A 20,754-nucleotide genomic window follows, 5' to 3' on the forward strand; every position below is an offset into this window, starting at 1 on the left:
ATGAAGCTATTCGTTCATCTGGTGTTATTTATTTCGTTATTTATTCCTTATTTTACAAAAGCTGCTTTATATGTTGATATAAAAAAAAGCAGTGTTGGTAACATTGGTCTTGTTGTATCTAAATGTACATGTAAAACAGCGTTGGAAAGCGAATTAAGCGAAAATATTGCAAAGGTAATAGGAACAAATTTATCTAATTGTGGCTTATTTAATGTAAAACGTGGCGCGGAAGCTGAATCTAAATCTTGGAAAAGCGATACTGTAGTCACAGTAAGTTTAAGCGAAATATCTGGTAGTGCATTAGAGCTATCATTTCGTTTATTTGACGCTTTTACAAAAAGAGAATTACTTACTCAGTCAGTTGTTTTTCCAGCAAAAGACTGGAGAAAAATTGGTCACCTCGTTTCGGATGTGATACATGATAGATTAATTGGTGAGAAAGGGCACTTCAACACAAAAATCACGTATATCGCTGAAGAAAAAGATAGCAACTACAAATCTGTGCGTAAAATTGCTGTGATGAATCAAGATGGAAGTAATATAAAATACTTAACAAATGGCGATAGATTTGTGTCAACACCGAGATTCTCACCAAATGGAAAGGGTATTGTTTATATCTCGTACGCAAATGGTAAAAGTTATATAATATTAAAAAATTTAAAAGATAACACTGAATCAATAATCAGCGCATTTGAAGGAGTTGTTTCTGCACCAAGATTTTCTCCCGATGGTAAATCTCTTTTAATTTCCCACTCATTGGGTGGTGAAACGAATATATTATCTTTGGATTTAAGTAGTAAACGAACAAAAAAAATTACTAAAGGTTCAGCTATAAGCACTTCTCCCTCTTTTTCTCCAGATCAAAAGTATATGGCTTTTAGTTCTGATATAAGTGGGAGTCAGCAACTGTACGTTATCGATTTTACTAACAAAAGTAAAAAACCTAAAAGAATTAGTTTTGGAAGTGGAAGATATGCTACGCCTGTTTGGTCGCCAAAAGGAGATCTGATAGCTTTTACAAAGATTCAGTCAGGAAAATTTTACATAGGAGTTATGAAGCCAGATGGCAAAGAAGAACGTCTGCTTTCAGAGGGGCATAAAATTGAATCCCCGGCATGGTTACCAAATGGTAGAGAAATCATTTTTACAAGAACAGAATCACCAAGCAACTCTAAACTATATTTAGTAGACTTAGTAAAGAAAAATCAAAAAATGGTTTCCACTCCCACAAATGCTTCTTTACCGGATTGGTCTTATTTTTGAAAGTAGATCTATTATAGATTTGATATGAGCCTTATTTTACTTTAATTGCTTATAACCTTTGGCACTACGAAATACCCATGCTCAGGTTTTGTATTGGACAATATCTCTTTTTTAATGTTTTGAGAATTTATAACATCATCGCGTACATGAATGTCCTTGTCTATGCTGCCATAACGCATAGGAGAAACACCTTCAGTATTAACTTGCAATAAAGTATCATGTATCCAATCCAGCATTGTCAGTTCTTTGGAGTAGTGATCAATCTCGTCATTTGATAACTTAATCCTTACAAGCTGTGCAATTTTAAGCATTTCTTCTTTGGTAATTGTTATTTTTCTCTTATTTGCAAATTCTATTAGTGAAGTAATAACGTCTTCTGTTGACTTAGCTGGCATCTTTACCTCCTTGGATAAAGTGAGTTAAAATATTTACAACCGAAACAACTTCTATTTTACCAGTTTTTTCAAGTTTGTGAAGTATGGTATCCGTAATCACTAATTTATCTAAAGAAGAGGAAGAGATTTTCTCAACTGCACTTCCTGAAAGCACACCGTGTGTGATGCATGAAGTTACGGACTTTGCTCCGTAACTTTTTAAAGCAAGAGCTGCATTACACAATGTTCCACCAGAGTCAACTATATCATCAACAATGACACAATTTTTGTTTGCAACTTCTCCTATTATGTTCATTACTTGAGATGTACCTGCTTTCTCTCTATATTTATCTACTACAATAATCTTATCACTTAACCCTATCTTGTACTTTTCCTCTAAAGTCTTTGCAAAAGCACGTGCTCTACCAATTGCTCCAACATCAGGTGCAACAATTGCCAAATTTTCCGTGTGTATAGAGTCAACAAATGCTTCAAGGCAGTTCAAATTAGTTATCGGTACATCAAAGAATCCTTCAATTTGACTTGAGTGCAAATCAATAACTGCAACACTACTTGCACCTGCAGTTTGAATAAGATTTGCAACTAATTTGGCACTTAAAGCAGACTGCACATTATTGTTCTTGATAATTCTATCTTGCCTGCTATATCCATAATAAGGAATAATTACTACTATCCTTTTGGCTCCTAATCTATTTACTGCATCAATTATGAGCAGAAGCTCCATAAGGTTATCATTCACAGGGGGAGAAAGAGATTGTATTATATATACTTCTTGATTATATAGATCATTTGCTACTTCTACATTTACCTCGCCATCGGTAAACTTTGATATCCAAGCAGAGGATGGTTGAACATCTAGCCGGTTAACTACTGATTCCCCTAATTCCTTACTAGCATTACCTATTATTATCTTCATAACGCACTAATTGAGTTTTTAAGATTATACAGAAATTGTGAAATAATTGAAATGTAAGTGTCTTTATCTAGCATTCTTGTCGGTGAATTAGGTACCTCTTGTACAATGACCTGTCATTTTCACGCGTTGTTTCAATATACAGACCCAAATTGAAACAACTATACAAAATCCTGCTTATGTTTCAAGATAAATGACTTTAATGAAATATAATTTATCTAGTCATTTGTATCTGCTAACATACTACACTTCCCATTGTAGAGCCTCTGCAACTTACTGAAATTTATAATCGCTTTATAAAAAGCTTTATACTCTTTGCTTAATTGGAGGCGCTACCTCTGCACTTTCTGCTCTGTCTAGGGTACTACTTGGTTTTTCTGCAGTAATTTTTTGAATGCTACCATCTACCTTATTCTTGATATCTGCTCCATATGATCTTAATACTTCAATAGCTTTCTCGTTTCCACTATTCAGCGCAATATCCAAAGCATCCATTCCATCATTATTTTTGTGGTTGATAAAATTCTCTAACTCAAAGATTTTTATATATTGCTCAATGATGAATTCTACCACTTTTCCAGGGCAATTATTAGCGGCAGGAAAGAGTACTGCATTGTTATTATTGTCTTTCTTTGTTACATCTGCTTTGAGCTTGTCTATCAAATACTTGATAATTTCTATTCTGCTATCATCTTCTGCTTCAGTGCACTGCCTAGCAGCTAAAAACAGAGCTGTTCGCCCATTATTGTCCACATCTTCAATATCTTGTCCCTTATCAATTAAGGCTTGTATTATATTTTTGTTCCCATATAAAGCAGCAAAGTGAAGAGGAGTATACCCTTCGGTACTTTCTCTTTCATTAATCAATGCACCATGGCTAGCTAGTAATTCTATAAATTCTGGCGTATTTGCAAAAACTGCAAAGTGCATTGGTGTTAGATCATCTTTACCATGATTTTGAGTTTTTGCATTAACGTTTGCTCCATTTTTTATCAGCAATTTTGCTATTTCTAATTGTTTGCGTCCGATGGCAATATGCAGTGGCGTACGATTGCGTTCATAATGATCATTGACGTTTGTGCCACATTTTATTAGTAGTTCTGCAGCTTCAATATTACCTTCCTGAATTGCAACGTATAAGGAAGCATATCCATCTTTTGTTTCCTCTGTCATACGAAATTGCAAACATGTTAGTTCATATATTATTAAGGATTATTATTAAGTTTTTATTAATACAATATTAATGTAGCGGGATGACGAGCTTATCGTCATCCCGCCGCGAACCGTCATACCACTGCGAACCGTCATACCGCCGCGGTATCTCTAGATCCCGCTAACAAGCAGCGGGATGACGGTTTTTCAAATTATCGTAAGTCAGTTTAGCTATAGCTACAAGTTTCATTCTTCCCTTACAAATAACTTTACTGCGTCCTTTTTTCGGATTCAGAATTAGCAAGAAACGTTCTTGTAAGGTGGTCTACTAAAATTTTGCTTTATAAAACAATGTCTGAACTATGCAATTAATACATTATCAACACAACTGATTCATAAAAGCAAATATTATAACCACGAAGAGAGAAAATGTTATGCTTAGTTTAATAAGAAAGACCTTGAGAAAAAAAATGACTCATCAGGTAAACGATTCGAAATTGAAAGAGAAAGATGAAAAAAGTATTTTAAAATTAGCATCAAAAATAGAAGGCAAAGAAAGTAGCATTGCTGAAGAACTAGAAAAAATATCTGAAAAGGAAAAACAAAGAATTCTTACTACGGAAGTAAGCAAACATCGGGGTAAAGAATCAACTTTTACACTACTTACTCATGCTATATTTTGCGAGAATAGTCAAGCTGTAAAGGATATTTTGCAACAAGCCAAATTGAGCAACCTTTTAAAGAGTGTTCTTAATGCAAAAATCATTAGTGATGATTCATTAATTTACACACCGCTTACTTATGCCATATTATGTAAAAATAGCAAAGCTATTAAAGAAATTTTAAAAGTCTCTAAGGAGAACGGTATTCTGAAAGATATTCTTGACGCAACAACAACTATAAAATATCTAGATGGTCGGAGAGCAACTGTTACACCACTTGCTTGTGCTATACTATGTGGAGATAGTATAGCTATTGAAGAAATTTTAAAAGTCTCTAAGGAGAAAGATATTCTTAACACAACAGCAACTATAAAATATCCAGATAGCCAGAAAATGACTTACACACCACTTACTTATGCTATGTTCTGGAAGGATAGCAAAGCTATTAAAGAAATTCTAGTAGCAGCTAAAGGGAACAGTACTCTTCTGAAAGATATTCTTAACACAACAACAATTATGAAATATCTAGACCGGGAAGTGGCTTATACACCACTTGCTTATGCTATACTACGTAAAGATAGTATAGCTGTTGAAAAAGTGTTAAGAGTAGCTAAAGAAAAAGGTATTCTGAGAGATATTCTTGACGCAACAACAACTATAAAACATTTAGATAGCCGGGAAGTGACTTACACACCACTTGCTTTTGCTATGTTCCGGAAGGATAGCAAAATTATTAAAGAAATTCTAGTAGCAGCTGAAGAGAACAGTATTCTGAAAGATATTCTTGACGCAACAACAACTATAAAATATCTAGATGGTCAAGAAGAAATTTACACACCGCTTACTTACGCCATATCATGTAAAAATAGCAAAACTATTGAAGAAATTTTAAAAGTCTCTAAAGAAAACGATATTCTGAAAGACATTCTTGACGCAACAACAACTATAAAATATCTAGATGGTCAGAAAGAAATTTACACACCGCTTACTTACGCTATATCATGTAAAAATAGCAAAACTATTGAAGAAATTTTAAAAATCTCTAAAGAAAACGGTATTCTGAAAGATATTCTTGATGCAACAACAACTATAAAATGTCCAGATGGTCATGAAGAAACTTGCGCACCGCTTACTTATGCTATACTACGTAAAGATAGTATGGCTGTTGAGAAAATGTTAAGAGTAGCTAAAGAAAACGATATTCTGAAAGACATTCTTGACGCAACAACAACTATAAAACATTCAGATAGCCGGGAAGTAACTTACACACTACTTGCTTATGCTATACTGCGTGAAAATAGTATAGCTATTGAAGAAATTTTAAAAATCTCTAAGGAGAACAGTATTCTGAAAGATATTCTTAACGCAACAATAACTATAAAATGTCCAGATGGTCGGAGAGTAACTGTTACACCACTTGCTTATGCTATACTACGTAAAGATAGTATGGCTGTTGAGAAAATGTTAAGAGTAGCTAAAGAAAACGGTATTCTGAAAGACATTCTTGACGCAACAACAACTATAAAATATCCAGATGGTCAGGAAGAAACTTGCACACCACTTGCTTATGCTATACTACGTAAAGATAGTATAGCTGTTGAGAAAATGTTAAGAGTAGCTAAAGAAAACGGTATTCTGAAAGACATTCTTAACACAACAATAACCATAAAACATAAAAATAATCAAAAAGTAACTGATAAGTTACTTGCCGCATTACATGATCGCAAAGTTATTCAAGAAATTTTAGACATAGCTAGAGAAAACGATATTCTGAAAGACATTCTTAATGCAACAATAACTATAAAATATCCAGATAGTGAAGAAAAAATCTACACACCACTTACTTATACAATATCATGTAAAAGCAACGAAGCTTTTAATACAACAAGAGCTATAAATCAAGATGGTCAGGAAAAAACTCACATCCCATTTCCTACCGTTTCCGTACTTGATGAAAGAGAAACTGAATTAAAATTAAAAGAAAAAAGACAAAGTAGAAGAGATGAGGGATTAAATTTTAACAATGGTAGTAGTGACAAAAATGTTGAAATAAAAGTTAATGGGGATATCTTGTTGCAGCATAGTAGTGGAATTGAAAATGAAATAAATCATACTGCTGTACGTAATGATGTAAGGGGGGTAAAGCCTCTAATAGAAAGTAGAGTAAATGTTAAAGTACAGAATATAAATGCAGTGATTGCAACTTCTGTGACATTTAAAATGATTGCAACTTCTGTGACACTTGAGTTGGTAGCTAGTAAAATAACATGTGTACTGTCAAAACCCACCACTAAATTGGAAGAAGTAGCTATAACATATTTTCAAGGTTTAACACTATATTTATGAAACTTAATTTATATGTGCTAAACAAGATGCTGATTAGTTTTATAGCTAACCCAAGAAAGGTTTCCCTACGTCATACCGCCGCGGTATCTCTAGATCCCGCTGCGGGATGACGATTGTCGTTTAGCCATAAATATTTAAGAAATTTACCAAATGAAAAAAAAGGCAAAAGAAGCCCTGGGGTTATTATCTGCTTTAAAATATTGGCGTTTTTTATGTTTTAAACGCTTGACAAGCAAGATTTAGCTGCTTTTAATTGCAACTAACCTATGCTGCAAATGTTTAAGAAATTTACCAAGCAGAAAAAAAGACAAAGAATCCCCGAGTTAGCTAGTCTTTTACTATCTCTGTCGAGTATTGGCATTTTTTGATGTCTTGTAACGCTTTATAAGCGCGTTCAGCTTATTTAGATAAAAATCTAGATGTAGATGAAGTTTTGTAAAGACATACAGTATCTATATACTGCAAAAAATTGAACATAAGACGCCGATACATTAAGTAATCCTTACCTTTTAATCTGCAGATTGGCGAAAGCAAATACAATAGCTTCAGTTTCATGATAAGGGGGCTGGCGGAGTTTGTCAAGGAAGTTTTTCGTTTCTGTGAACCACCTGCTAACCGACAGCTAACATTAACTACCGATATCGTATCTGAAGAAGCCCCCTGGCCATTCTAAAAAATTTAATGCTGAGTACACCTTACTTTTGGCTTCCTCTATAGTGCTCCCTTCTGCTACTATATTTAGCACTCTTCCGCCATCGGAAACTAAGTTACCACTTTCATCGAATTTAGTACCAGCATGAAACACCAACACACCAGGAATGCTTTCAATCTTATCTAATCCTTTAATTACTTCTCCCTTTTGATAATCACCCGGATAGCCTTTACTTGCAACAACTACACAAACTGTAGATTTGTTGTTAAGTTCCACCATTTTGACATTTAACTTTCCTTCTGCAACTGACAACATCAATTTTAACAAATCGCAATTTGAATCAAATCTAGGTAATATAGATTGCGTTTCTGGATCACCGAATCTAACGTTATACTCGAGAAGTTTTGGGCTACCTTTGCAAATCATTAAACCAGCAAAGAGTACTCCTTTATAAGACGTACCCATGTTAACCAATGCTTGAGCTGTAGGGTATATTATTTTTTGGATAATTTTTTGCTCCATGTCCTTACTTATAATTGAAGGTGATGAGTACGACCCCATACCTCCAGTATTTTGGCTTTCATTACTTTCATCAACTCTCTTATAATCTTTTGCACACCCAAGAGTTACTACTTTCAACCCATCAATAAGAGCAAAAAAACTTACTTCTTCTCCAACTAAAAACTCTTCTATGATTATTTCTTCACCTGATTCACCAAATTTTTTCTCCACTAGCATTGAATTTATTGCTGAAAAAGCTTCGCTTTCTGTATTACATATAACCACCCCTTTTCCTGCTGCAATTCCATTTGCTTTCACTACAAGTGGAAACTTTATTTTATTGCTACGTACAAAATCTTTAGCTAACCCTTCATCAACAAAACACTCGTACTTGGCAGTTGGTATACCATATCGTTTACATAGTCCCTTGGTGAAAGACTTCGATCCCTCAAGTTTTGCAGTTGCTTGACTTGGAGCAAAAACATTTATTCCCTCTGCAACTAAATCATCAGCAAGCCCATCAATTATTGGTTGTTCTGGACCAATAACAACCAACTCTATATTTTCTCTCTTGCAAAATTGTGTAACATCCACTGAATTTTGAATATTTACATCCACAAGAACTCCCAAATTTTCCATGGCCTGGCGACCAGGAGTTACATATAACTCAGTCAAGATAGGAGATTTTTTTAGAGCCCAAAGTAGAGCGTGCTCACGCCCACCAGAACCTATAACCAGAACCTTCATCTTTATTTCCTCGCTTTTCTATATGTCAAAATTATTATTTGCTTATAACAGTATCATTACTCATGTATTTTTGCAACACGTTTGGTATTGCAATCGACCCGTCAGAATTTTGATAATTCTCCATTATGGCAATAATCGTTCTTCCTATAGCTAAAGCTGAGCCGTTTAAAGTGTGAATATATTTTTTCATCTTTTTATCAGTTTCTGAAGAGTATTTAGCGTTCATCCTTCTTGCTTGAAATGCACCACAATTTGAGCAGCTTGATATTTCTCTATATTTATTTTGCCCAGGTAACCATACCTCTATGTCATAAGTCCTTTGTGCAGCAAAACCCATATCGCCACTGCAAAGCAGCATTACTCTGTATGGCAATTCTAATTTTTTTAATATCTCTTCAGCAACACTCGTCATACGCTCAAGCTCATCATTTGATTGGTCTTCAGTTGTGATGCTTACCAACTCCACTTTACCAAATTGGTGTTGCCTTATCATGCCCCTGGTATCGCGACCTGCACTACCTGCTTCTTTACGAAAGCACTCCGAATATGCAGTAAAGCGAATAGGCAGTTCTTTTTCTTCCATTATTTTGTCAGCAACTAAATTTGTTAAAAACACTTCACTTGTGGGAATCAACCTCAATTCGTCGGTAGTTAAATACGAATCGTCAGAAAATTTCGGTAGCTGACCAACATTATACATAGCTTCGTTTTTCACCAAAGCCGGGTGGTACACCTCAGTATAGCCAAATTCATTAACATGCATTTCAAGCATACAATTTATTAGCGCTCGTCCAAGCTTAGCTAACTGTCCTTTTAATATCGTAAATCTTGATCCGGAAATTCTCGCCGCTTGTTCGAAGTCCATTAAACCTAATTTTTCTCCGAGTTCATAATGAGATTCTGGTACAAAATCAAACTGTCTTTTTCCTCCATATCTTCTCACCTCTAAATTAGAGTTCTCATCTGCGCCTATTGGCACATCTTGCGCAGGAATATTCGGCAAGTTAGATAAAACATTCACTAACTTATCCTTTTCTGCTTGTTCTTTTAAGCTGATTGCCTCTATCTCATTTGTGATGCTTTTTGACAACTCTATTTGCTCTTCACAGGGGCTCTTGCTCATTTTAAGCTTTTTTATTTCCTCTGTGATTTCATTGCGCTGCCTATTCAAATCCTGCAGTTTAGTGGTTAATGATCTTTTCTCGTGATCGATTTCTAATATCTCTTCCGCAGTAGATTCTCTAATTCCCCTGCTTTTCATTGCCTTTTCAAATCCTTCAGGGTTTTTGCGTATATATTCTATATCGTGCATATATTGTGCTATTACTAACATTGTTACTGTACTCCAAAAGCTCTTAATATTCAATATATTCTCATACTACTAAAATTATTATGGTTGATTTTTTTGTTAGAATTTGTTAAAATTTAATTAACTTAGCGTTCATAGGGTGTAGTATGTTGGGTATTACAAAAAATAATCAGAAAGAGAGCACTGACTTTGCTGGTGAGGAATTCGTTATCTACGCTACTTGTGTATGCCTAGCAGCCACATTCGCTGCTGGCTGTTTAGGGGCGGTAATAGGATCCCCTCTATTGACCTTTCCACTTGCTATGCTCATCTCTAACCCCGTAGTTTGGGTTTTAATGGGAACAATTCTTACAGTAGCATACAAAATGGTTGTTGAACCTTTATTTTACTTAGCGAAGGGTTATATTAATGGAAAAAGAGCAAGTCAAGGTGAGCAAAAAACTCCAGATGAGGATAGTGGTATTTTTCCTGGACCAGATAATGAAGATGGGTCAACTGTTTCAGAGAACAGTAGTCGCAGAAGTTCTATTGCTTCAAAAGGTAGTGGTTTGGGTGGTAAAGAGTTTCATGAAAATTTGGACACTCTTGTGCATCAGACAAACAGAGGAAATTATGCTTACTGGTTATGTGATGATGACATTACACATATTGCAAGAGTTGTGTATGGGTACTCACAAAGTGAACATAGTAATAATAATGTCTATTTTCTTGCTCCTAGCTATTCTAATGGTTGGGACGAACTCACAAAAGAATTTCTTCAAAATTATAGAGGTGAATTAAAACAAAATTCTAAATTGATATTTACTTCGGTTCTTCATATTAACAACAATCATTGGGTAACTTTGGTTATTAAACCTGATGCAGGTGATAAAAAATTTAGAGCTTATTACTGTGACTCATTTGGTAATCAATTGCCAGATAATGTGCTAAATATTGTTAAAAGAGAACTGCAAAAAGAGGAATGGGTATTAGACATAAGAATTTCCCCAACTAAGCAGCAAAGTGACGGGTATAACTGTGGAATATTTGCGTTAGAAAATGCTCATAAAATTACACAAATGCTTAACGAAGACAAATCATTTGACGAAATTGACAAAAAGTTATCAGAATATAAATTTGATTTGAATGAGAAAAGAGAAGAATTTACAAGAGCGCTTATGGAAGATGAGAAATGTAAGGAAGATCTAAGAAATCGTAAGCGTCCGCCAAGGACGAAAACATCTCAGTCTTCTATTTCAAGGGAGAATGCAAGTTTGTGTTGCATTATGTAATCAATGAAAAATTACCATTGACCTTATGCCCCTCCAAATAGGAAATTTGACAATTGATTCTCCAGTTATTTTAGCTCCAATGTCTGGAGTGACTGATTATCCGTTTAGAAGTATTGTGAAGAAACTTGGTGCAAGTTTGTTAGTTTCAGAGATGATCGCAAGCAGAGCTATGATTATGCAAACTCGCCAGAGTTTGCAAAAAGCAAAAGTCGATGCATTAACTGCTGTGCAGCTTGCTGGGTGTGAGCCAGATGTTATGGCGGAGGCTGCAAAATTAAACGAGGACATGGGAGCAAAAATTATAGACATAAACTTTGGTTGCCCTGTTAAAAAAGTTGTAAACGGTTATGCAGGATCAGCGCTAATGCGTGATGAGAAAAAAGCCGCTGAGATAATTGAAGCTGTGGTCAAAGCAGTGAATATGCCAGTTACGGTGAAAATGCGCACTGGATGGAACGATGAAAATCGCAATGCCCCGAGACTTGCGAAAATTGCCGAAGACTTAGGAGCAAAAATGATCACTGTGCATGGAAGAACAAGAGCGCAGCTTTATAATGGTCAAGCAGATTGGAAATTCGTTAGAAATGTTAAAGAGCAAGTGAAAATTCCAGTTATAGTAAATGGCGATATTAAAAATTTAAATGATATTCAGAATGCTCTCAAAGAATCTGGAGCAGACGGAGTGATGATAGGTCGTGGTGCCTACGGTAAACCTTGGCTGATTAATCAAGCAATGAACTTTCTCAGTGGAAGTGAAACTTCTGAGCCAACAGCTTCAGAGAGATTAAGCATCATACTCGAGCATTACGACAATATTCTTGAGTACTATGGAAATGACACAGGAATAAAGATGGCCCGCAAACACATAGGTTGGTACAGTAGCGGGCTTCAAGGCTCATCTGAATTTCGTGTGAGAGTAAATAACATGACAGATAGCACAGAAGTGAAAGAAAATATTATTGGCTTTTTTGGTCAAGAGACACACTAGCTGTACTCAATTCGACTGATCGTATGCCACTACGCTCTCTTCCTCACCAGAGTGTAAATGACAACCATTATCCATCAACCATTCCTCGTCATAAGTTTCAATATCAAAATATTTTTCATATTTATCCACATTATCACAAAGTGAAAGTGCTCTGATCTTATTCATAATCAAACCTGTACCAGCAGGAATTAATCTTCCTACTATAACATTTTCTTTTAATCCACTTAAAGGATCACTCTTCCCGCAGAATGCTGCTTCTGTAAGTACTTTTGTTGTCTCTTGGAAAGAGGCAGCAGAAATAAAGGAGCTAGTTTCAAGACTTGCCCTAGTAATCCCCTGCAGAATAGGAAGATAATGAGTAGGCCGTTTGCCAGAGTTACTCATAGCATCATTTTCCCTATCAACTTCCAGCTTGTCAATGCTTTCGCCAACCAAGTACATAGTATCACCAGGATCAGTAATTTCCACTTTTTGTAGCATTTGTTTTAAGATCACCTCTAAATGCTTATTGTCTATACGAACACCCTGCAATCTATAAACTTGCTGTATTTCAGAAATCATATAGTGCGCTAAAGCTTCTAACCCAAGCACACGTAAAATATCATGGAGATCAGGGTCACCATCCATCAATAGATCACCTTTACGTACAAAATCACCTTCATTGACTATTACATGCTTACTTCTTGATACCAAATATTCAACTGGAGAAATTTGTTCATCTACAGGTTTAATTAATATACTGCGTTTTCCTCTACGGTCTTTTTCAGAAAACGCTACATAGCCATCTATCTCACTAACAATAGCATGCTCTTTAGGACGACGTGCTTCAAATAACTCTATAACCCTCGGTAAACCACCAGTAATATCACGAGTTTTAACTGACTCTCTTGGTGTTCTTGTAATAACATCACCTGCATGAACCTTCTGGCCATCTTGTACATTGAGCACTGCACCGATTGGTATAAAATAACATGCTTCAACGCCACTTGCGAGTGTCATTACTTTACCATTATCGTCAAGCAGCACAATACGAGGACGTAAATTAGCTCCACCAGAATGCAATTTCCAGTCTTTTACTACTTTGCTTGATATTCCTGTAGATTCATCCATCACTTCAGTGATCGAAATTCCATCTTTTAAGTCCTGATAAGACACTGTACCAGTCTTCTCCGTGATAATAGGCAATGTATAAGGATCCCATTCCGCAACTTTATCGCCAATTTTTACTGACCCACTCTCATCTACATAAAGCTTAGCGCCGTAAGGTACACTGTGCTTCAACTTCTCACTACCAAGGCTATCAATCAACACGACTTCACAGGAACGGCTTATCACAATTTTATTTCCGTTTCTATCTATAATTATATTACTATTGTTTAACTTTATTTTAGCATTAATAGAAGCTATAATATTCGAGGATTCAACGCCTCTAGTCATTACTCCACCTATATGAAAAGTACGCATCGTTAACTGAGTACCTGGCTCTCCAACAGATTGAGCAGCTATAACACCAACTGCTTCACCTATTGAAACAATTTTACCAGTTGCAAGGTCTCTTCCATAACATAAAGAACATACACCAGGACTTATTTCACAAGTTAAAGGCGATCTAATTTTTACAACATCAAGACCTGCAATGCTGATTTGCTTTACTTTATCCTCATCAATTAATTCCCCTGCTTTTACTAATAATTCTTTTGTCACTGGGTTATATATATCATTTGCAGCTGTTCTACCCAGCACAACACTCTCTAGAGATGCAACTATAGTACTTCCTTCAACTGTAGCTCTCACAACAAGACCATTTTTTGTTTTACAGTCATGCTTTGTAACTATGCAATTTTGAGATACATCAACTAAACGACGAGTTAAGTATCCAGAGTTTGCAGTTTTAAGTGCAGTGTCAGCTAAACCTTTACGCGCACCGTGAGTAGAATTAAAGTATTCAAATACGTTCAATCCTTCACGGAAATTAGAAATTATAGGTGTTTCTATAATCTCACCAGAAGGTTTGGTCATGAGCCCTCGCATTCCTGCTAGCTGTTTCATCTGTGAAGTAGAACCCCTTGCACCAGAGTTAACCATCATATACACTGAGTTGTACTTACTATTTCCATCATATATAGATATTGCTTTTAACATATCATTAGCTATCATATCCGTACACTTAGACCATTCATCTATAACCTTGTTATACCTCTCACTTCTAGTTATTAGCCCATCTTGATATTGCATAGAGAATTTCTTAATTTCACCCCTCGCGTGATCAACATGTGTAGCTTTAGTTTCAGGTATAACCATATCACAACGACCAAAAGAGACACCAGAAAATGTGGCATACTCAAAGCCAAGTACCATTAATTTATCAGAAAATGCCACTGTAGCACTTTGACCACAGTTACGATATACCAAATCAACTATACCAGTTATTTCCTTGACTGTTAATATCTGATTTATTAGATCGAAGCCTAGATTCTCATGCTTAGGAAAAATTTGCCATAATATTAAACGGCCAGGAGTTGTACAAACAGTTTTATAGTGAGTTTCACCGCTGCTATTAATATACTCCATCCTATACTTTATACTAGAATGAATATGTAAAGTACCATCACTCAAGGAATGCTCAACTTCACAAAAAGCACCAAAAGATGGTAAATTATCTTCCTTAGGTTCTTGTAAAGTCAGATAATATATACCAAGTACTATATCTTTACTAGGAACTATAATCGGTCTGCCATTAGAAGGACTTAAAACGTTATTAGTGGACATCATCAACACCCTAGCTTCAAGCTGAGCTTCCAATGAAATTGGCACATGCACTGCCATTTGATCACCATCAAAATCAGCATTAAACGCCGTACAGACAAGCGGATGAAGCTGTATTGCTTTGCCTTCAATAAGGATTGGCTCAAAAGCCTGAATACCAAGTCTATGTAGCGTAGGCGCTCTATTCAACAAAACAGGATGCTCTTTTATTACCTCTTCAAGCATATCCCAAACTTCTGGTTTTTCTGCTCTTATCAACTTACTAGCAAACTTAATAGTTGGAGCCATACCATACATCTTAAGCTTTGAGTAAACAAAAGGTTTGAATAGTTCAAGAGCCATTCTTTTTGGTAATCCACACTGATTTAGTTTCAAAGTTGGACCAACAACTATTACAGAACGTCCAGAGTAGTCTACCCTTTTTCCTAAGAGGTTCTGGCGAAAACGACCCTGTTTTCCTTTTAACATATCACTAATGGACTTTTTATATCCAACAGCACCAGCTTTATTTACCAAAGTATTACGACGACTATTATCAAAAAGAGAATCAACTGCTTCTTGTAACATCCTTTTTTCATTACGAATCATAATCTCAGGAGGATTTAAGCTCAACAATTTCCTCAACCTGTTATTTCTATTAATAATAGTCCTATAATGATGATTCAGATCAGAAACTGCAGGACGACCACTCTCAAGCGATACCAAAGGACGCAAATCAGGTGGTAAAATAGGTATAGTTGTAAGTATCATCCACTCAGGCCTATTTCCAGATTTAATGAAGTTTTCAACAATACGCAATCTCTTTATAATTTTCTTTCTTCTTATCTCAGAAGCAACAGATTCTAATTCTAGTCTTAAATCCTTCCTAATTTCATGTAAATCAAGGCGCGTTAGCAACTCTCTTATAGCTTCAACACCTTGCATAGCTACAAAACTATCGATCCCATAGCTATCTTTAGCTTCATTATAAGCTTTTTCACTAATAATCTCACCTTTTTCAAAAGGCGAAACAAGAGGATCTATTACGATATAATTATCGCTATATAAAATATTCTCAATATCTCTGAGAGACATATCCAATAATGCTCCAATTCTTGAAGGAAGCGATTTCAAAAACCATATATGAGCAACAGGAGATGCAAGCTCTATATGACCCATCCTTTCTCTTCTTACTTTAGAAGATGTAACTTCTACTCCGCATTTTTCGCATATGCGACCTCTGTGTCTTCTTTTTTTGTATTTTCCACATAAACATTCATCGTCATTGACAGGGCCAAAAACCTTAGGGCAAAATAATCCACCTTTCTCAACTTTGAACGTACGATAATTTGCAGTTGAAACATCTTCTATCTCACCACAAGATATACGCTTAATACTTTCAGGGCTAGCAATCGATATGCTAACCTCATTAAAAGGTTGTGCAATGTTAGTGTGAGATATATCTTCAATCACTACATCATTTTGCTTTAAATCTACATTTAAACATAAAGAACGTAGTTCTTTTATCATCACATTAAAGGATTCAGGAATTCCACATTCAAAATTACTGTCACCTTTTATTATCGATTCATAAATCTTAACTCTACCATTAATATCATCAGACTTCACAGTTAACATTTCCTGCAAAGTATAAGCAGCACCATAGGCTTGTAATGCCCAACATTCCATTTCACCAAAACGCTGACCACCAAAATGAGATTTTCCTCCAAGAGGTTGTTGAGTAACCAAACTATAAGGCCCTACTGAACGCGCATGAATTTTACCATCAACCAAGTGGTGCAACTTAAGCATGTACATGTAACCAACTGTAACCTTGCGGTCGAATTTTTCACCACTGCAACCGTCATATAATACAGCTTGTCCAGAGTTATCTAAACCAGCAAGTTCAAATAATTTTGCTATTTGTTCATCTTTTGGACCCTCAAATACAGGTGCAGCAACAGGAACGCCATCACGTAATTTGCGTGCAAATTCAATGAGATTATTATCACTAATATTACGAATATCATTACAGATAGATACGTTACTGCCATAGCTATAAACCTCAATCAGGAAGTTACGTAAATTGCTGTATGAACTTTTACAAGAGTTCAAATAGTTCTCTACTAACTCATTCAACTCGTCATTTAGTGCATTCTTATTAGGTGTATTTAAAACAGAAGCCGTTATTTCATCATCATCAATATTTTCAATTTTTTTATTATCAAGGTATGCTACTGCAAATTGTGTAAAATTATCATCGTTAAGGGACCTAATTCCCTTGCAAAAAGCACTTTTGATCTTATTGATCTCATCGAGAATATTACTTACCTTTTCCCCTAATTTTCTACAAGCCCAACCTACATGCGTTTCCAGTATTTGCCCTACATTCATTCGTGAAGGAACACCAAGAGGGTTAAGAATAATATCAACAGGAGTACCATCTTCCAAATAAGGCATATCTTCCACTGGCACAACTCGAGAAATCACACCTTTATTTCCATGTCTACCAGCCATTTTATCCCCTGGTTGCAGACTATGTTTCACAGCAATGAAAACTTTTACTGACATCGACACACCTTGAGGCAGGTCATAACCTTCATGTAATTTTTCTACTTTTCGCTTAAACTGTGCTATTGCATGTGATACTTTTTCATCAAAATCTTTTTTTAAGCTCTTAACTTGCTCAGAAATGGATTGGTTTTTTAATCCTATACCCCACCATTGCTCACGTTCAATAGAGTCAAATTTTTCTCGATCTTGAGAACCAGAATTAATAAGAAGTTTCTTCAGTTCATCATAGAAATATTCACTAGTAACATTGATTATATAATCTCGCTCTTCCTCAAAGTCATTTATCTCTTTTTGTTTGATGAGTAATGCCCTTTCATTTTCTTCAACCCCCCTGCGTGTAAAGACTTGTACATCAATTACTGTCCCTTCAACATCTGGAGATGTATATAAAGAGGAATCCGCACAATCGAATGACTTTTCACCAAAAATTGTCATTAATAACTTCGTTTCAGGAGGCAATGAAAGAGAAGGTTTAGGTGTAACTTTACCTACCAGAATATAGCCTGGACCAACTCTTGTACCAATTTTCACTATACCACTATCATCCAAGTGATATAGATTTTCTTCATTAACACCAGGTATAGCACGAGTTATTTTTTCTGATCCTAAAGGGGTATCATGTACAACACAGTCAAATTCTTCTATATGAATAGAAGTAAAGAGATCTTTTTTAACAACTTCACTAGAAATAATAATAGAGTCTTCAAAATTATAACCTTGCCAAGACATAAAAGCGACTAGCAAATTTTTACCAAGCGCCAACTCACCACTGTTAATTGCAGGACCATCAGCTATTACATCACCCTTTTTAACATAATCACCTACGCACACTAGCGGTCTTTGATTAATACAAGTATTATGGTTAGAACGCTGAAATTTCCTTAGATGATAAATATCTACGTCCAAGTAGTTAACCCTTTCTTTATCAAAAGCACGTATAACTATAGAGTTACTATCAGAACTATCAACTATGCCATCGCGTTTTGCTAAAACTACAGCACCAGAGCCAGAAGCTACAAAAGACTCCATACCAGTAGCAACCAGAGGAGCGGTAGGCTTCAATAAAGGTACGGCCTGACGTTGCATATTTGAGCCCATTAATGCTCTATTAGCATCATCATTTTCTAAAAATGGAATCAAGGAAGCTGCAACTGATATTACCTGCTTAGGAGATACGTCAATGTAACTAACTTGGTCGCTACTTACCATGACGAAGCTACCAGCATATCTACAGTATAGCATGTCATCAACAAAGCAATTATTTTCATCAAGCTTTACGCTAGTGTCAGCTATATGATGTGAGCCTTCGTCTATAGCAGAAAGATACTCAATTTGATCAGTAACAACCCTATTGACTACTTTTCTATAAGGGCTTTCAATGAAACCATATTTATTAATACGCGCGTATATAGCTAAGCTGTTGATTAACCCTATATTTTGCCCTTCAGGAGTCTCAATAGGGCAAATTCTTCCATAATGAGTTGGATGAACATCACGCACCTCAAATCCTGCCCGTTCTCTTGTTAAACCGCCAGGACCTAACGCGGATAACCTTCTTTTATGTGTTATTTCAGATAACGGATTAGTCTGATCCATAAATTGAGATAATTGAGAAGAATTGAAGAAATCTCTTAAGACATTAGTTAACACTTTTGGATTAATAAAATCAGATGGAGAAACTTTATCTAAACTAGAAGTGGACATAGAATCAACTATTGCGCGTTCCAATTTCAACAACCCAGTTCTAAATTGATTTTCTATAAACTCTCCAACTGATCTTACTCTTCTGTTTCCTAAATGATCAATATCATCTACAGATCCTTGACCGTCACGTAACAATACTATTTTTTTCACAATTTCAATAATATCTTCATGCGTTAAAACAGTTAAATCCTCATCATAATTTAATCCAAGGTAAGAGTTAAGCTTCAACCTACCAATGTTAGACAAATCATAATATTCCGGACTGAAGAAAAGATTACGGAAAAACTCTTCTACTATCTCTAAAACAGGAACTTCACCAGGACGCAAAACTCTATATATTTCATATAGTGCATCCTGATAAGACATGTTTTCATCTAAGAAAAGCGTATTTAATATATAAGGTCCAACAAACAAATTATCTATGTTCAACACTGATATTTCATCTACAGATAATAACTCAAGCTTCTTTATGTCTTCCAGCTTTATAGATTCACCAGCAGATAAAATTTTCGTAGAGCTAGCACTATCCATTAAATCTTCTGCGAGGAATAAACCACATATAGAATTAAAAGGAACCAGATACTCTTTCAATTCATTATCATATAGCTTTTTAGCTAGTCTTGAGGTAATACGAACGTTAGCTTTAAGCAGCACATTACCTTCAATATCCATTAAGTCGAAAGGCAGCCTCACTCCTTTAAATTTATCAGGAACAAAAGGCACTTTCCAACCATCTTTATGTTTTACATACTTTATTTTCTCATAAAATCTATCGAGTATATCATTATTTGATAGACCCAACGCCTTTAATAAAACTGAAATTGGCAATTTTCTTTTTCTATCAACACGAAAATACAAATGGTCTTTAACATCAAATTCAATATCAAGCCAAGAACCCCTATAAGGAATAATTCTAGCAGAATAGATCAATTTACCAGAATTGTAAGTTTTTCCCTTATCGCTATCAAAAAATACACCAGGAGACCTATGCATTTGTGAGACGATAACTTTTTCCACACCATTAATGATGAAAGTGCCCTTATCAGTCATCATAGGCAACCCACAAAAGTGGACTTTCTGCTCTTCTATAGATTTTACAACGGTTGCAAGTTTAGAATGATCTCCACTCTCTTTAATCGATTTATATTCATCAAGAGAAATACCATCCTGCATAACAACAAGACGTATAGAAGCAATAACCTGAGCAGAAAAAGTTACACCACGCTTTATACACTCAGATTCATCATACTTAGGATCATCTACCCTACAACTTATAAACTCAATAGTAGCCCTACGCAAAGGATCATTTATTGGAAAGATTGTATGAAAGATAACTTCAAGTCTTTCATTACCCTTATTCTTAGGAGTAAAAGAATCATATGATTCTTTTTGAACCTTAACCAAATCCAATAAAGAATCTTTTAAATCAATCGACCTAGAATAAGAAACTCTAGGAACAAAAGCACCAGAAGCGTACATATAAGAAGAATCAACCATTAAAATACCCCAAACTAATTAAAAGAGCTATATCA

10 protein-coding genes are annotated in these 20,754 nt (G+C 35.4%); 4 read left to right on the forward strand and 6 right to left on the reverse strand.

Going from position 1 to position 20,754, the window contains the following annotated elements:
• A complete protein-coding gene (locus ABWU73_RS06820; protein ID WP_006279726.1) occupies positions 1 to 1,263 on the forward strand; it encodes a Tol-Pal system protein TolB in 1,263 nt (420 codons plus the stop codon).
• Between the two features lie 41 nt (positions 1,264 to 1,304).
• Here ABWU73_RS06820 and gatC read toward each other — a convergent pair whose 3' ends face one another.
• The 3 genes from gatC to ABWU73_RS06835 form a co-directional block, all read right to left on the reverse strand.
• Entirely contained in the window at positions 1,305 to 1,658 is a 354-nt protein-coding gene (gene gatC / locus ABWU73_RS06825) for an Asp-tRNA(Asn)/Glu-tRNA(Gln) amidotransferase subunit GatC (RefSeq protein WP_010962323.1), read from the reverse strand.
• The gene (locus ABWU73_RS06830; protein ID WP_264329627.1) at positions 1,648 to 2,574 is read right to left on the reverse strand and encodes a ribose-phosphate diphosphokinase; all 927 of its coding nucleotides are present in this window, start codon (positions 2,572 to 2,574) and stop codon (positions 1,648 to 1,650) included. Before ABWU73_RS06830 ends, gatC begins: the two co-directional genes overlap by 11 nt.
• A 303-nt stretch (positions 2,575 to 2,877) precedes the next feature.
• Positions 2,878 to 3,744 (reverse strand): ankyrin repeat domain-containing protein, encoded by an 867-nt coding sequence (locus ABWU73_RS06835; protein ID WP_006280296.1) that lies wholly within the window; start codon positions 3,742 to 3,744, stop codon positions 2,878 to 2,880.
• Between the two features lie 413 nt (positions 3,745 to 4,157).
• Between ABWU73_RS06835 and ABWU73_RS06840 the strand changes: the two genes are divergently transcribed.
• Positions 4,158 to 6,731, forward strand: a complete 2,574-nt coding sequence (locus tag ABWU73_RS06840; protein ID WP_353285482.1) for a hypothetical protein — start codon at positions 4,158 to 4,160, stop codon at positions 6,729 to 6,731.
• Between the two features lie 628 nt (positions 6,732 to 7,359).
• Here the strand turns inward: ABWU73_RS06840 and purD are convergent.
• Together purD and serS are read right to left on the reverse strand one after the other, a co-directional pair.
• Positions 7,360 to 8,631, reverse strand: coding sequence for a phosphoribosylamine--glycine ligase (gene purD / locus ABWU73_RS06845; protein ID WP_341810212.1), 1,272 nt, complete (start codon positions 8,629 to 8,631; stop codon positions 7,360 to 7,362).
• A gap of 34 nt (positions 8,632 to 8,665) precedes the next feature.
• Positions 8,666 to 9,943, reverse strand: coding sequence for a serine--tRNA ligase (gene serS, locus ABWU73_RS06850; RefSeq protein ID WP_038198549.1), 1,278 nt, complete (start codon positions 9,941 to 9,943; stop codon positions 8,666 to 8,668).
• A gap of 143 nt (positions 9,944 to 10,086) precedes the next feature.
• On the opposite strand from serS, the gene ABWU73_RS06855 reads away from it, so the two are divergent.
• Complete coding sequence (locus ABWU73_RS06855; RefSeq protein ID WP_265017833.1) at positions 10,087 to 11,211, forward strand: C48 family peptidase; 1,125 nt, start codon at positions 10,087 to 10,089, stop codon at positions 11,209 to 11,211.
• Positions 11,212 to 11,236: 25 nt separating this feature from the next.
• Positions 11,237 to 12,199: a tRNA dihydrouridine synthase DusB gene (gene dusB / locus ABWU73_RS06860; RefSeq protein WP_010962313.1), complete on the forward strand. Its 963-nt coding sequence runs from the start codon at positions 11,237 to 11,239 to the stop codon at positions 12,197 to 12,199.
• Positions 12,200 to 12,205: 6 nt separating this feature from the next.
• Here dusB and ABWU73_RS06865 read toward each other — a convergent pair whose 3' ends face one another.
• On the reverse strand, positions 12,206 to 20,719 hold the full coding sequence (locus tag ABWU73_RS06865; protein ID WP_264329621.1) for a DNA-directed RNA polymerase subunit beta/beta': 8,514 nt from the start codon (positions 20,717 to 20,719) through the stop codon (positions 12,206 to 12,208).
• Positions 20,720 to 20,754 lie beyond the last annotated feature (35 nt).

It is taken from the genome of Wolbachia endosymbiont (group A) of Andrena helvola, from assembly GCF_964028415.1.
GTDB lineage: Bacteria > Pseudomonadota > Alphaproteobacteria > Rickettsiales > Anaplasmataceae > Wolbachia > Wolbachia pipientis.

What these genes read in the sequence shown, in the direction of transcription:
- gatC (WP_010962323.1), bottom strand. Translation starts at nt 1,658, where the DNA reads ATGCCAGCTAAGTCAACAGAAGACGTTATTACTTCACTAATAGAATTT.
- ABWU73_RS06830 (WP_264329627.1), bottom strand. Translation starts at nt 2,574, where the DNA reads ATGAAGATAATAATAGGTAATGCTAGTAAGGAATTAGGGGAATCAGTA.
- ABWU73_RS06855 (WP_265017833.1), top strand. Translation starts at nt 10,087, where the DNA reads ATGTTGGGTATTACAAAAAATAATCAGAAAGAGAGCACTGACTTTGCT.
- ABWU73_RS06840 (WP_353285482.1), top strand. Translation starts at nt 4,158, where the DNA reads ATGCTTAGTTTAATAAGAAAGACCTTGAGAAAAAAAATGACTCATCAG.
- dusB (WP_010962313.1), top strand. Translation starts at nt 11,237, where the DNA reads ATGCCCCTCCAAATAGGAAATTTGACAATTGATTCTCCAGTTATTTTA.
- serS (WP_038198549.1), bottom strand. Translation starts at nt 9,943, where the DNA reads ATGCACGATATAGAATATATACGCAAAAACCCTGAAGGATTTGAAAAG.
- ABWU73_RS06835 (WP_006280296.1), bottom strand. Translation starts at nt 3,744, where the DNA reads ATGACAGAGGAAACAAAAGATGGATATGCTTCCTTATACGTTGCAATT.
- ABWU73_RS06820 (WP_006279726.1), top strand. Translation starts at nt 1, where the DNA reads ATGAAGCTATTCGTTCATCTGGTGTTATTTATTTCGTTATTTATTCCT.
- purD (WP_341810212.1), bottom strand. Translation starts at nt 8,631, where the DNA reads ATGAAGGTTCTGGTTATAGGTTCTGGTGGGCGTGAGCACGCTCTACTT.
- ABWU73_RS06865 (WP_264329621.1), bottom strand. Translation starts at nt 20,719, where the DNA reads ATGGTTGATTCTTCTTATATGTACGCTTCTGGTGCTTTTGTTCCTAGA.